This window comes from Komagataeibacter sp. FXV3 (genome assembly GCF_015155755.1).
In the GTDB taxonomy this organism is placed as follows: Bacteria; Pseudomonadota; Alphaproteobacteria; order Acetobacterales; family Acetobacteraceae; genus Komagataeibacter.
Genome location: NZ_VWPI01000136.1, coordinates 13,827 through 27,007, shown reverse-complemented (window position 1 = coordinate 27,007; position 13,181 = coordinate 13,827). Strand labels below are relative to the sequence as shown.

Below are 13,181 nucleotides of genomic sequence, written 5' to 3'. Positions count from 1 at the left end.
TTCAAGAAACGTCCGCGCCTGCCGACTCAGCACCACCTGACTTGCCTGTCGTCCCGCCATCGTTCTGCTCCCGTCATTGCGACAGGAATATTATATAATGATGCTTATTTCAGTTCCAGATGACTAGGTCTTGATGTAGTCTGCTGTAGCGACGATGAGGATGACGGAGAGGAAAGATGCTGCTGTCTTCTCATACCGGGTTGCGATAGTCCGCCACTTCTTGAAGTCTTGCCCATGATTTTCGACCAGATGCCAATGTCTGTAAGTCCAATTCGGGCAGGTGACCTCGGGATTGTTCTTCCTTGGCGGGATGATAGGACGAGAGCCGCGGTTCCAAAGATCTTCACGGAATTTATGTGAGGAATATCCGTAAGCATTTTGCCCTGAGCAACGGTTCCTACGGACGGCCTCGCATGACCATGGAACATCTCAGAAAGAAATGATGAAGGAAAATTCTTATCCTCACCACCAATATGTTCCAAAAACATTGGTGGATAATAAATTGCATTGACGCACTGCATTCTTTCGCGTTTCCTTGCACCCAAGGAGATGGTGGATGAAAAACACTTTAGGTGCAATAGCCGAAGTTTCGCTAGGATATCCATTCCGAACAGGAATTAAGGCCATCTCCGGCGCGACAACAGCAGTAGTGCAGATGCGCGATACCTCCTGCACGAATGGCATAGACTGGCCTAGTTGCGTCCGCACGGAGCTGCCTGGCAAGCGGGAACCGGACTGGCTGAAACCCGGCGATATCCTGTTTCCCACGCGCGGCAACCTGTCCTGCGCAACATTGGTTGATGAAACCATCGGAGATATCCAGGCCGTCGCCGCACCGCACTTTTTTGTCCTGCGCCTACGCAAGGCCGACGTGCTGCCTGCCTATGTGGCGTGGTGGCTCAACCAGGAACCGGCACAGCGCCATCTGGAACAGCAGGCCCAGAGTTCCGGCATTGTACGCAATATCTCCCGCACCGTTCTTGACACCATTCCCATTGCTATCCCGCCTCTGCCCCGTCAGCAGCAGATTACTGGGCTAGCACAGGCCATGCGGCGGGAAGCACAGTTGCTGCACCAGTTGATGCAGAGCAACCAGCAGATCATGACCGGCCTTGCCCGCGACCTTATGGTCCACTGACCCACTTTTGCGATTTACAGACAGGATATTCCCGTGACCGAACAGATCAGCCAGGACACCATCAACCGCACGCTATGGAGCGCTTGCGATACGTTCCGTGGCACCGTCAGTCCTGATACATACCGCGATTATCTGCTGACCATGCTGTTCCTGAAATACATCTCAGATGTGTGGCAGGATCATTATGACAATTATAAAAAGCAATACGGCGACAATCCCGAACTGATTGAAGCCATGATGGCGCAGGAGCGCTTTGTCCTGCCCAAGGGCACCGATTTTTATACGCTCTATAAGGAACGCAACGCCCCCGGCAACGGCGAGCGGATTGATAAAGCCCTGCATGCCATTGAGGAAGCCAATGGTACCAAGCTGAAGGATGCAGGCAAGAGCGTCTTCCAGGACATCAGCTTCAACTCCGACAAACTGGGCGATGAAAAACAGAAGAACACTATCCTGCGTCACCTGCTGGAGGACTTTGCCAAGCCGGAACTGAACCTGCGCCCGTCCCGCGTGGGCAATCTGGATGTGATCGGCAATGGCTATGAATTCCTGATCAAGAATTTTGCAGCCAGCGGTGGCCAGAAGGCGGGCGAGTTCTATACCCCGCCAGAAGTCAGCGAACTGATGGCCCGCCTGCTGGACCCGAAACCGGGTGAGAGCATATGCGATCCCGCCTGTGGCTCCGCCTCCTTGCTGATGAAATGCGGCAGGCAGATCACGCTGCACCACAAGGGTAGCCGGGATTACGCCCTGTATGGGCAGGAGGCCATTGGCTCCACCTGGTCCTTTGCCAAGATGAACATGTTCCTGCATGGTGAGGACAACCACCGCATTGAATGGGGCGACACCATTCGCAGCCCCAAGCTGCTGGATGGCAAGAACCACCTGATGCGCTTTGACGTGGTGACAGCCAACCCGCCCTTCAGCCTCGACAAATGGGGCCATGACGAGGCAGCGGACGACGTCCATCACCGCTTTGCGCGTGGCGTTCCACCCAAGACCAAGGGCGATTATGCCTTCATCCTGCACATGCTCGCCACCGTGAAGGAACGCACCGGCCGCATGGGTGTGGTGGTGCCGCATGGCGTGCTGTTCCGCGGAAGTTCGGAAGGCAGGATCCGCCAGAAGCTGATTGAGGAAAACCTGCTGGATGCCGTGATCGGCCTGCCGGAAAAGCTGTTCTTTGGCACGGGCATTCCGGCCGCCATCCTGATCTTCCGCAAGGACCGCAAGACGAAGGACGTGCTGTTCATTGATGCCAGCCGCGAGTTCAAGGCGGGCAAGAACCAGAACGTGCTGACCGAAGAGAACATCACGAAGATTGTGGATACCTACCGTGCCCGCAAGGACGTGGACAAATACGCCCACCTCGCCACACCGGACGAGATCAGGGAGAACGACTACAACCTGAACATTCCGCGTTATGTCGATACATTTGAAGAAGAAGAGGAGATCGACCTGAACGCCGTGCGCAAGGAACGAGCGGAAATCAAGGCGGAACTGGCAAAGCTGGAAGCCCAGATGGACGCTTATCTGAAGGAGCTGGGTTATGCTTCCTGATGGGTGGGAATCTACCACACTTGGAGAAATTATGGACTTTCGAAATGGCCTAAATTTTTCTAAGTCAGATTCAAAAAATTTGATAAAAGTAGTCGGCGTTTCCGATTTTTCTCTTGGAAATGTCCTTTCACGTACCGATTCATTAAAAGAAACGTACGTAGATCAATTTAAGAATGATGACCTACTCCAAGAGAATGACTTTTTATTCGTGCGATCAAATGGCAACAAATCCCTTATCGGAAGGTGTTTGTATTTTCCTCATATTCCAGAGCCCATCTCATTCTCTGGATTTACTATTCGTGGCCGCCTCAAAAACCCCTCAATAAGCGCAACTTATATTTTCCAGATTGTCGCTGGAGAATATTTTCGTAAATACATAAATCTCTCTGGATCTGGAACAAATATTTCAAATTTAAGCCAAGAAATACTTTATAATACTCAACTCATCCTTCCACCTCTCCCCGAACAGAAGAAGATCGCGGCGATCCTCTCGACGTGGGATCGTGCGATTGAGGGGACTGAGAAGCTTCTGGCCAACAGCCAGCAGCAGAAAAAAGCCCTCATGCAGCAACTCCTCACAGGCAAAAAACGCCTGCCGGGGTTCATGGGGGAGTGGAAAAAGCATCGGCTTTCTGATTTTTTTGTTCGCCTTATGCAGCGGAATACATCTGGGAATACAAACGTCGTTACAATTTCTGCCCAAGACGGATTGGTAAAGCAGGAAGAATATTTCAAAAAAACAGTCGCATCAGAAACGCTCGATGGATATTTTCTCTTAGAAAATGGAGATTTCGCATATAATAAAAGCTATTCTATTGGCTATCCTATGGGAGCAATAAAACGGCTCAACCGTTATGAAAAAGGTGTCGTTACGACACTGTATATTTGCTTTCGGTTAAAATCTCATCAATTCGCCAATGGAGATTTCTTCGAGTTTTATTTCGATTCCGGGCTTATGAACTATGGATTGACACAAATTGCGCATGAAGGGGGCCGTGCACATGGTCTTCTCAACGTAAAACCTGCTGACTTTATGCATCTACAGGTTACCGTTCCCTCAGTAGATGAACAGGAAGCCATAGCTGCCGTTCTGACAAGGGCAAACGAAGAAATCACGGCGATTGAAGCCGACCTTTCGCACCTGCGTCAGGAGAAGAAAGCTCTGATGCAGCAGCTTCTCACCGGCAAGCGCCGCGTGAAGGTCGATTAAGTCATTTCAGCTTACAGGATATTTGAAAATATGGCCGCCGCCCCGAAATTTCAGGAAGAATTCAGCGCCAAACTCCCCGCCCTGGCGCTGCTCAGCACCCTCGGCTGGCGGTTCCTGACCCCATCCAAGGCGTTGACCCTGCGGGGAGGCAAACAGGGCGCTGTGGTACTGGACACGCTGTTGCGGGCAGAACTGAAAAAGCGTCGCTTCAGTTTTGAAGGACAAGAGCACGCTCTGTCCGATCAGGCGATCGAACGGCTCATCTCCATCGTCACGCACCCGGACTTCGTCTCCGGCCTGTGTGACGCCAATGAGAAGATGACCACCCATTTGCTGTTCGGCATTGTTGCTCATGAACGCATCAACGGGCGCAAGGCCAGACCGACCATCGCCCTGATCGACTGGCAGAACCCGGAGAACAACAGTTTCACCTTTACGGAAGAATACAGCGTCCTGCGCACGGACCAGACGCAGACGCGCCGACCGGACATTGTCTGCTTCGTCAATGGCATTCCGCTAGCGGTGATCGAGGCCAAGCGCCCCGATGGCCAGCCGGGCAAGGGCCCGACCGTGGCAGCCGGTATTTCCCAGACCATCCGCAACCAGCTCAAGGACGAAATCCCGCAGCTTTTTGCCTACAGTCAGCTCCTGCTCTCCATCAACGGGCATGACGGACGCTATGGCACCTGCGGCACGCCCAAGAAGTTCTGGGCAAGCTGGAAAGAGGAAGACATTGCCGAAAGCCGGATGCATGACCTCAAGAACACATCTCTCTCCCCTGCCCAGACCGACGCACTATTTGCCGAACGCAAGCCGTCCGATCGGGCGTGGTTCGAGGACTGGGCATCCCGCCCGCTGGCGGTCACGGATCAGGACCGGCTGCTGATCGGCCTGCTCTCCCCCGAACGCCTTCTGGAAATGACACGGTTCTTCACGCTGGTAGACCGCAAGAATGGCAAGATCGTTGCCCGCTACCAGCAGGTCTTCGGCATCAGGCGCCTGCTGGAGCGCATCAAGACCCGCCGGACGGATGGCGGGCGCGAGGGCGGCGTGATCTGGCACACCACCGGCTCAGGCAAGTCCTTTACCATGGTGTTCCTTAGCCGGGCACTGATCCTTGATGATGACCTGAAGCAGTGCCGCATTCTGGTGGTTACGGACCGCAAGGACCTGGAACGCCAGCTCAGCACCACATTTTCCACCGGCGGCGAATTGGCGGACAAGAAGGACAAGGCCGAAGCCCTGGCCACGTCCGGCCGCCGCCTGGCGCAGCAGATCGGGCATGGGCAGGAACGGATCATCTTCTCGCTCATCAACAAATTCCACACCGCCACGGGCTATCCTGAATGTCATAATGACAGCCCGGATATCATCGTGCTGGTCGATGAAGGACACCGCAGCCAGGGCGGGGAAAACCATGCCCGTATGAAGCATGCCCTGCCCCATGCCGCTTTCATCGCCTTCACCGGCACGCCACTGCTCAAGGGCAGCGAGACGACCAACCGGTTCGGGAAGATCATCCATTCCTACACCATGCAGCAGGCTGTCTCGGACGGGACAGTGACGCCGCTGCTCTATGAGGAACGCAAGCCTGATCTCAACGTCAATGATAAGGCCATTGATGCGTGGTTTGACCGCATCACGCAGGGATTGACGGAAGAGCAGGTCACAGACCTCAAGAAACGCTTTGCCCGTGCCAATCAGGTCTACAAGGCCGATGACCGCATCCGGCTGATCGCCATGGACCTGGCCACGCATTTTGACAGCAACATCGATGAGGGCCTGAAGGGCATGCTGGCCTGTGACAGCAAGCTCTCGGCCATCCGCTACAAGCAGTATCTGGATGAAGTGGGGCTGTTTGAAAGCGCTATCGTCATGAGTCCGCCTGACACGCGGGAAGGCCATTCGGAAGTCGATGAAGCCAAACAGCCCGAAGTGCAGAAATGGTGGGTCGAGACTGTCGGCAAGCAGAGCGAGGAGGACTATACGCGGGGCGTGATCGAGCGCTTTGAAAAGGATCCCGACCTGAAACTGATCATCGTGGTGGACAAGCTACTGACCGGGTTTGACGAGCCGAAAAACGCCGTGCTGTATATCGACAAGCCTCTGAAACAGCACAACCTGCTGCAGGCTATTGCCCGCGTGAACCGGCTGCATGACCAGAAAAAACATGGGCTGCTGATCGACTATCGCGGCATTCTGGCGGAGCTGGACACGACACTTGCGCGCTATGACCAGCTCGCGGCCGATAATGTCGGTGGATATGACCCCAAGGACATTGCCGGGCTGTATAGCCAGATGAGCACCGAATACCGCGAACTCCCGGCGCTACATAAGGCGCTATGGGCCATCTTTGACGGCGTGAAGAACAGAAGCGATCCCCAGCAGCTTCGCGCCGTGCTCATGCCACGTATGGTGGAAGAGCACGGCCAGATGGTGGATGTGAACCTCAAGCGCCGCGATGATTTCTATGAGGCGCTGACGAAGTTCTCCGCCTGCCTCAAGGTGGCCCTGCAGTCGGTCGCATTCTTCGAGGATACCAGCTTCACCGAAAAGGACCGCAATACCTACAAGGAAACCCTGAAGCAGATGACCAGCCTGCGTCAGTGGATCCTGCATGATACCGGCGAGACCGTGGACTTTGACCAGTATGCCGAGCAGGTGAAAAAGCTGCTGGACCGGCATGTGGCGGGCGTGAAGGTGCATGAATCCGAAGGGCTGTATGCCGTCGGCAAGATGGGCCAGAAACCCGATGACAGTCAGCCCGAGGACTGGACCGAGGAAAAGACCCGCAACGAGACGGATCTGATCCGCACGCGCGTGACGAAAATGATCACCCATGACATGCAGGACGATCCTTATGCCAAGGAGGCGTTCTCCGCCCTGCTGCGTCAGGTTATTGAAGAGGCGGAGCGCCTGTTCGATCACCCGCTCAAGCAGTTCATGCTGTTTCAGGAATTCGAGGAGCAGGTTGCACAGCGGAAACTGAAGGACATTCCATCCGCCTTCGAAGGCCACCGGCATGCCCAGGCCTATTACGGCGTGTTCCTGCAGACGCTGACGGCCATCTTCAATCACAAGCAGACCGACGAAGAGCAGCAGCGCTGGATCGATCTGGCGTTCGAGATTGACCGGATCGTGGATCGGGCCGTGCGGGAGAACTCGCTCAGCCAGACCGACATGGAAAAGACCATTCATCAGGAGTTGCTGCCCCTCCTTTTCGCCATCGGGCAGAAAGCAGGCTTTGGCATGAATCAGGTGCAGAAGATCGTCACGCAGGTCATCCAGATCATGCGGGCCGGGCCGGCAGCCGGGGAACAGCGCGCCTGATGCCGGACGAGCGGTTCCTGACCTATGGCGGGGAAAAGATCAGGGTCGAACTCCTGCCCCGTTCCCGGCCGGGAACGACCCTTGTGGTCAAGGTTCACCCCGACCTACGGGTGCAGGCCGTCGTGCCATTCGACACGCCTGAAGAGAAACTGCAGCAGGCCCTGGAACAGAAATTACGCTGGATCTGGCAGAAACTGCGTGATTTCCGCCAGATCCAGGCCCATGTCACGCCGCGCGACTATGCCAGTGGTGAAAGCCATTTCTATCTTGGTCGTCGCCACCTGCTGAAGGTCCATCATCAGTCAGATCAGCCCGAGACGGTGCGCATGCTGCGCGGACGGCTGGAGATTTCGGTACAGACCCGGCAGGCCGTGCGGATCCGCGCGCTTCTGTCCCTATGGTATTTCGACAGGGCCCAGGCCGTCTTTCAACGGCGGCTCGATGCCATGCTGCCTTCAACATTATGGGTTGTGGAAAAACCCGCCCTGAAACTTCAGGTCATGCGCACGCAATGGGGCAACTGTTCGCCGGGTGGGGTAATCACCCTCAATCCCCATCTGGTGAAGGCGCCTCGGGACTGCATCGATTATGTGATCGTGCATGAACTGTGCCATCTGAGGGAACACAACCATGGACCGGCATTCTGGGAGCTTATGGACCGGATCATGCCAGACTGGGAACGTCACAAGGCCCATCTGGATAGAATGGCCGAAGCCTTCCTGGTGAACTGAGCCAAACAGATTTCCCACACGGAAATGACGATGGACAGGGCACACGCTTCAGACGGGCGCGTGCTGCTCATATGACATCCCAACGTGGTAGCAATATGCGTTTTTTTGAACACATTGGAATGACACGTCAAAGAAACGCAATTTCTTTAACACATCATATCCTGCTCGACACACAGATCCTTAACGCCCGGATCTGTCTTGAAAATCAGGCATCTTCCCAAGGGTTCAGCACCCGTACACCGGCAGCCTCGAAAGGCGATACGTCCCGGCTGGCTACGGCATAACCACGGGATGCAGCAATCGCGGCGATATACCCATCCGCCTTACCGATTGCCCGTCCTTCACACCTCGCCCGCACCATCAGTTCGGCATAAGCCTGTGACGCCCCCAGATCGAACGACAGGATACGTCCCTCGAACAGAGGCAGGACATCCTGCTCAAGACGCTCCTGCAAAACTGCTTGCCGCCGACCGGCCGGCATGGCCCCGATCCCGAAACGCAGCTCCGCTACTGTGATGGCTGACAGGAAAAGCGTCTCGATCGCCTGGGCGTCGATCCAGGCCAGAACACGCGGCTCCGGCACAGGCTTCCACGGCTCCGAGATCACATTGGTATCAAGCAGGATCATTCGAAGGACATCGGCTCAGCCGGGGTCTGATCCCGAACCTGCAAGGCCGCGATATCCTGCTCGCTCACACCCGCCTCACGACCGATGGCGGCCAGCAGCGATCCCAGCCGGACCCGCTGCTGCGGCCGGACAGCCGCTTCCAGAATAGTCCGGATCTCCGCTTCCGTACTGCGCCCGTGCAGCACGGCCTGCGCCTTCAGCGCCCGATGCGTCTCTTCCGGCAGGTTGCGAATAACGACAGAGGACATGACATGACTTCCCATTTCTCAAGATCGATATCATATTTAATAATATGATATCTTTCTAGCAGAATCCTACAGTCCCAATTCCTTTCGCATACCCTTGAAGATCCATTCATATCCGGCTGTAAGCCGCTTTATGATGCCCCCTGCATCTGGCAGATTACAGTCTTCATGCAGCCGCAATGACCATCAGCCTGGGGACATCTCTCATAAGCTCCAGATGGGGAGATCAGACCGTTTCACATCCGCCTTGGCGGCATCCAGTTTTGCCGGGCTTACAATGCTTCTCAGGAGCATGAGGCTTTCCAGCATAACCCCGGCCAGCTCCGGTGGCACGGCCTCTCCATCTGACATTCTGTTAGATGCCAGCTCCAGCCACTTGCATTCTATGCGATGCATGTTTTCCAACCCCCGTTTCCGCGTGCCCGCACCAACGGTGCAATGGTGTATGAAGAGCCGCTATTGATGGGTAGGCGCAATGTCGGCCTCGGGTATGTCCATGGGTCGTCGTAAGGGTAGCCGTTGGGTCGTGAAACAGTCGTTCCATCAATGCGTCAGGGATAGGTATCCGGGTCGTTTATGAGTGTTTGCGCGCAGACATGGGAACTTCCCCTCCATGACGCACGGAGTGATTTCCGGGCGTACCTACATCGCCCGATCTCCTCTGTTCTGGTCTGAATACGCTTTACCGCGCCTGTGCGACATTGGTCTCCAGCAGCATCCGCACATAGCGTGTGTAAGGGATGCCCTTTGCCTTCGCCCTGGCTTTCACGGCGTCCAGCAGGGACGCTGGCAGGCGCATGTTGAGGGCGGCCGCCTTGGGTTCGATCTCAAAGCGCATGGGCTTGAGATCAGACAGGTCATACTGGGTCAGATCGGCTGTCGCGACGAAATCTTCGGCCGCTTCATCACTGTGCAGCGAGGGCATGGATCTGTTTTTGCTGCTCATGGTGATCGATCTCCTTCTGATGCATGTAGCGGACACTGATGGGACGTAACCGGGTCTGACTGCTGACCGTCCTGAACATGAAAGACCAGAAAGACGTGACGCCCGGCTTTAGTCCTGCCAATGGTCCGCATACGGGGCTCACCGGGATGAGGATCAGCCATGACGGCAGGTTCTCCCAGCAGGACCTGCTCGATTTCCGCACGGGAGACGCCATGCTTGCCACATTTCGGCCAGTTGCCGTCATCCCAGTCCAAACCCGCAACCTTCATGCGAAGAAGACAGACATTTGTCTACATAAATGCAACGTCATTAGAGTCCAACTGTTCCCGCACAGTCCCCGTTCTGTCCCCACGTCTACCCCCGTAACGGTCCCTCTAGCAGTCCCTCCAGTGTCCCCCTTGGATTTCGCGCTCTCATACACCATTGCACCGTTGGTGCGGGCAGCATGAAAAAGGGGCCATTAATAAGTGCTCCTTGGGAAGCCCCCACCCGCTTGGATCCCGCTGCTGAAGACAATTCGAATGGAGATGTTTTTTTATGCCTGGTCGCATGACGGTCATCCAGCCTTTCGCGATCCGGCTGCTTCTGGCCGGCATGATCGTGAGAAAGATTCCATGCTTCAACCCGCTCCTGCTTTCCTGCATGCGGCCGACTTCAGGAACCTGCCCCTGCGCTTCTTCGCGCCACCGTCCGGGCGACCTGATCTACCCTGGGTCGCGATCAGCGATCTTCTGTCCCTGTCACGCCTGACCAGACACCAGCAACAGGTCACACTGACCATGTTCCGCAACGGGGACTTCCAGGCGCTCTTTCGGACCGTGACACATGACGACGATATTCTAGTGGTCTGCCCGGTTCTTTATGCCCGGGAGATCTGTCATGCTTTCCAGGATGAGGGACTGATCGATGCAGACCTCAATGATTTTTTCATTCGAACGAACAAGACGGCTTTCAGGAAACAGCAGGAGAGCATGCCGGACCGTGACCCGGCATGGTTTTTCCAGGCCATGGGTGCCCATGCCGATTTTTCATGGCCTCAGACATAGCGTCACCTGATCGGCATGAAAGGAAGCCTGTGCATGGCTTCCTTTCATGCGAATTCCATTCTTTCCCGTTCTATCGAAATCTACTCTGTATGGGCATATGCTTCACGTATCCACCGCCCTCAACCGCCGTGTGGCAACAAGCATCACCTGACGCCGAAAAAATGACATTTCTCCCTATCGTGATCCCACGCTGGTCCTCAGTCGCGCAATCGTAGGTGGTCTCATCCCCTTCATGCCTGCCGGAGCCCCGCATGACGGATCTGCTTTCAGACCTGCCCTCACGACAGCCTGCGCCCCTGACTGTCTTTCAGGCCCGACTGGACGCGCATGCTCAGCAGAACTGGCAGGACGTGTTCGCAGGTTTTTCCACGCTTCGGGCCATTACCTTTTCCAGTTCTCTGGAATTCCTGCTCGACCTTGCCGAACAGTTCGAAGACATGGAAATCATCTTCGGCGCCGAGCATATCCTGACCAAAACCCACCTGGCCCTTGTCCAGGCCAGCCAGGTTTTTGAAGCCTATGGGTTCCGGGACTGCCTGGCTGACCAGAAATCCCTTGTGGAAGGCTTGCGCCAGCTTCTCGGGTCACGCAGCAGCCTCTTCCTGCCGCGCCTGCACAATGGCACGCTGCGCTTCCGGCTAATGACCGGCCGCCCCAGTCATGAAAAGCTCTACCTTCTGTCCGGCTCCGATGGCCACCGGGTGGTTACGGGGTCCGCCAATCTCAGCCTGTCCGCCTTCCATGCCCGCCAGCACGAAGTGATCATCACCTTTGATGACCCAACCGCATGGCACGTGTTCGAAGACTATTACCAACGCGATTACAAACAGAGCGTGCCAATTGAAGACGAAATCCTGATCGGCGTTTCTCCCACTGCGAAAACAGGTCAGGCGGATATCCCGACGGACCCGATCCCCTACGAGGACGTGCCCATCGTCCGGGCCATCCGGGCCGGGCTTGCGCATGTCGAACAGGGCGGCATCCCCATGCCGGACGGCTTTTCCGCCACGGCCCTGCGCATGGCTCAGCGCCTGCGGCAGGAACTGGAAACCGTGCCCCTGCCCATGAACCGCAAGGGCATAGCCCTTGTCACGCCCCGAACGGTCTCGACCTTCCTGCATGCCCGCAACAACCTGCCCGCACCGGATCGTCCGGCAGATGACATCCCACACGCGATCCTGTCGGTCCGGACGGGCGAAGTCCATCTGAATGACCGGTTATGGCTGTCGGAAAAGGAGACCATACCAGCCGCGCAGGTCGCGCGGGATGCGCGCATACTGGTCGCCTATATCAGCAGTTTCGCGGCGTTTTATGGCAACAGCCAGAGTGCCATGGCGTCCTACTGGGCTTTTCTGGTCTGGCTCTATATGGCGCCTTTTGCCGCTTTCCTGCGGCAGGGAGCCGTCATCAACCATATCGACCCGTGGCTCTATCCTCCCTATGCCGTGCTGTATGGCCGCTCCAGCGGGGGCAAGACCCTGTTCACGCGAATCATCGCACAATCCATGTTCGGGATCGTCAAGAGCATCCGCTCATCGGACTTTACCGCACAACGTGCGCTGGCCCTGCGCTTCGGGCTGGGAGCCATTCCATTGCTGATCGACGATGTCACTCCTGACCGGATGGGCAAATACGTGCCGGACATGGTCCGTACCGATCATGACATGGCCGAACGCTATGCCCCGATTGTACTGACCACCAACAAGGATGTCACCAGCATTTCCGCCGATCTTACCAAGCGGATGGTGACCTGCCATATCGATGCCTCCCTGCCCGACAGTCGTGCGCTCCAGACGGAAAGCCCCCGCCGCCTGCAAAAGGAGATCGGCACCGCCCTTTACCGCCAGTATCTGACCCTCATGCTCCCCCAGATCCGCGCCATGCGGATCGAGATGGATCAGGGTGCGGGCAAGACCATTCCGGATGCCTTCGCCATCTCCTCACGCATCCTGCTTTCCCTGCTGGAGCAGCACGTCTCTCCCCGCCCCGACTGGGCCTGTCCGCTCTCGTACCGGACCTATCAGGCAATGCGGGCCATCCAGTTCCAGCGCATCCTTGTCGAGATGATCGGAAGCCACCCTGAAAACATCATCCTGTCACGGGACAAACGTTTCATGCGGGTGCGTTTTGGCGGTGACATTCGCCAGGCTGTGGCATTCGAAAAATCCGTGCCGGAATTCGTCTTCAAGGGCCGTATCGCGGATACGGTCAAGCTGGACCTGCTGGCCATGGAAGAAGAACTGGGCTTCTCACCAGTCCGCAATACCTCCCTGCTGGGGCGTGTCGTAAAAGCCTGGAAGAAACCCGGATAAGCCAACAACGATGCGTGCCATCCGCGATCATCCGG

11 protein-coding genes and 1 pseudogene are annotated in these 13,181 nt (G+C 56.2%); 7 read left to right on the top strand and 5 right to left on the bottom strand.

Translation table 11 applies throughout. The features are described from left to right. Nucleotides 1-123: 123 nt before the first annotated feature. Nucleotides 124-357, bottom strand: a pseudogene (locus F1542_RS17525) (transposase); the annotation flags it as partial. A 298-nt stretch (nucleotides 358-655) separates the two neighbouring features. Here F1542_RS17525 and F1542_RS12630 point away from each other — a divergent pair. The 5 genes from F1542_RS12630 to F1542_RS12610 are packed head-to-tail and all read left to right on the top strand — an operon-like array spanning nucleotide 656 to nucleotide 7,969. Beyond that, the gene (locus tag F1542_RS12630; RefSeq protein ID WP_193733348.1) at nucleotides 656-1,138 is read left to right on the top strand and encodes a restriction endonuclease subunit S; all 483 of its coding nucleotides are present in this window, start codon (nucleotides 656-658) and stop codon (nucleotides 1,136-1,138) included. Nucleotides 1,139-1,171: 33 nt separating this feature from the next. After that, entirely contained in the window at nucleotides 1,172-2,698 is a 1,527-nt protein-coding gene (locus F1542_RS12625; protein WP_193733347.1) for a type I restriction-modification system subunit M, read from the top strand. Further along, entirely contained in the window at nucleotides 2,688-3,908 is a 1,221-nt protein-coding gene (locus tag F1542_RS12620; RefSeq protein ID WP_193733346.1) for a restriction endonuclease subunit S, read from the top strand. The genes F1542_RS12625 and F1542_RS12620 overlap by 11 nt, the downstream gene beginning before the upstream one ends. 30 nt (nucleotides 3,909-3,938) lie before the next feature. Beyond that, entirely contained in the window at nucleotides 3,939-7,238 is a 3,300-nt protein-coding gene (locus tag F1542_RS12615) for a type I restriction endonuclease subunit R (RefSeq protein WP_193733345.1), read from the top strand. Then, nucleotides 7,238-7,969, top strand: a complete 732-nt coding sequence (locus F1542_RS12610; RefSeq protein ID WP_193733344.1) for a M48 family metallopeptidase — start codon at nucleotides 7,238-7,240, stop codon at nucleotides 7,967-7,969. The genes F1542_RS12615 and F1542_RS12610 overlap by 1 nt, the downstream gene beginning before the upstream one ends. Before the next feature lie 205 nt (nucleotides 7,970-8,174). Here the strand turns inward: F1542_RS12610 and F1542_RS12605 are convergent, their stop codons facing one another. The 4 genes from F1542_RS12605 to F1542_RS12590 all read right to left on the bottom strand — a co-directional run bounded on the left by F1542_RS12605 (nucleotide 8,175) and on the right by F1542_RS12590 (nucleotide 10,057). Beyond that, a complete protein-coding gene (locus F1542_RS12605; protein WP_193733343.1) occupies nucleotides 8,175-8,597 on the bottom strand; it encodes a type II toxin-antitoxin system VapC family toxin in 423 nt (140 codons plus the stop codon). Beyond that, entirely contained in the window at nucleotides 8,594-8,845 is a 252-nt protein-coding gene (locus F1542_RS12600) for a FitA-like ribbon-helix-helix domain-containing protein (protein ID WP_193733342.1), read from the bottom strand. The genes F1542_RS12605 and F1542_RS12600 overlap by 4 nt, the downstream gene beginning before the upstream one ends. Nucleotides 8,846-9,524: 679 nt before the next feature. Then, nucleotides 9,525-9,788, bottom strand: coding sequence for a BrnA antitoxin family protein (locus F1542_RS12595; RefSeq protein ID WP_227672718.1), 264 nt, complete (start codon nucleotides 9,786-9,788; stop codon nucleotides 9,525-9,527). Continuing rightward, nucleotides 9,785-10,057 (bottom strand): BrnT family toxin, encoded by a 273-nt coding sequence (locus tag F1542_RS12590; protein ID WP_010511275.1) that lies wholly within the window; start codon nucleotides 10,055-10,057, stop codon nucleotides 9,785-9,787. The genes F1542_RS12595 and F1542_RS12590 overlap by 4 nt, the downstream gene beginning before the upstream one ends. Nucleotides 10,058-10,309: 252 nt before the next feature. Here F1542_RS12590 and F1542_RS12585 point away from each other — a divergent pair, with 252 nt between their 5' ends. Continuing rightward, a complete protein-coding gene (locus tag F1542_RS12585) occupies nucleotides 10,310-10,834 on the top strand; it encodes a hypothetical protein (RefSeq protein WP_010511274.1) in 525 nt (174 codons plus the stop codon). Between the two features lie 251 nt (nucleotides 10,835-11,085). Then, nucleotides 11,086-13,146, top strand: coding sequence for a phospholipase D family protein (locus tag F1542_RS12580; RefSeq protein ID WP_193733340.1), 2,061 nt, complete (start codon nucleotides 11,086-11,088; stop codon nucleotides 13,144-13,146). Nucleotides 13,147-13,181: the final 35 nt, after the last annotated feature.

Excerpts from the sequence above, each read along its gene's own strand:
- F1542_RS12630 (WP_193733348.1), top strand. The coding sequence starts at position 656 with ATGCGCGATACCTCCTGCACGAATGGCATAGACTGGCCTAGTTGCGTC.
- F1542_RS12620 (WP_193733346.1), top strand. The coding sequence starts at position 2,688 with ATGCTTCCTGATGGGTGGGAATCTACCACACTTGGAGAAATTATGGAC.
- F1542_RS12615 (WP_193733345.1), top strand. The coding sequence starts at position 3,939 with ATGGCCGCCGCCCCGAAATTTCAGGAAGAATTCAGCGCCAAACTCCCC.
- F1542_RS12610 (WP_193733344.1), top strand. The coding sequence starts at position 7,238 with ATGCCGGACGAGCGGTTCCTGACCTATGGCGGGGAAAAGATCAGGGTC.
- F1542_RS12605 (WP_193733343.1), bottom strand. The coding sequence starts at position 8,597 with ATGATCCTGCTTGATACCAATGTGATCTCGGAGCCGTGGAAGCCTGTG.
- F1542_RS12600 (WP_193733342.1), bottom strand. The coding sequence starts at position 8,845 with ATGTCCTCTGTCGTTATTCGCAACCTGCCGGAAGAGACGCATCGGGCG.
- F1542_RS12595 (WP_227672718.1), bottom strand. The coding sequence starts at position 9,788 with ATGAGCAGCAAAAACAGATCCATGCCCTCGCTGCACAGTGATGAAGCG.
- F1542_RS12590 (WP_010511275.1), bottom strand. The coding sequence starts at position 10,057 with ATGAAGGTTGCGGGTTTGGACTGGGATGACGGCAACTGGCCGAAATGT.
- F1542_RS12585 (WP_010511274.1), top strand. The coding sequence starts at position 10,310 with ATGGAGATGTTTTTTTATGCCTGGTCGCATGACGGTCATCCAGCCTTT.
- F1542_RS12580 (WP_193733340.1), top strand. The coding sequence starts at position 11,086 with ATGACGGATCTGCTTTCAGACCTGCCCTCACGACAGCCTGCGCCCCTG.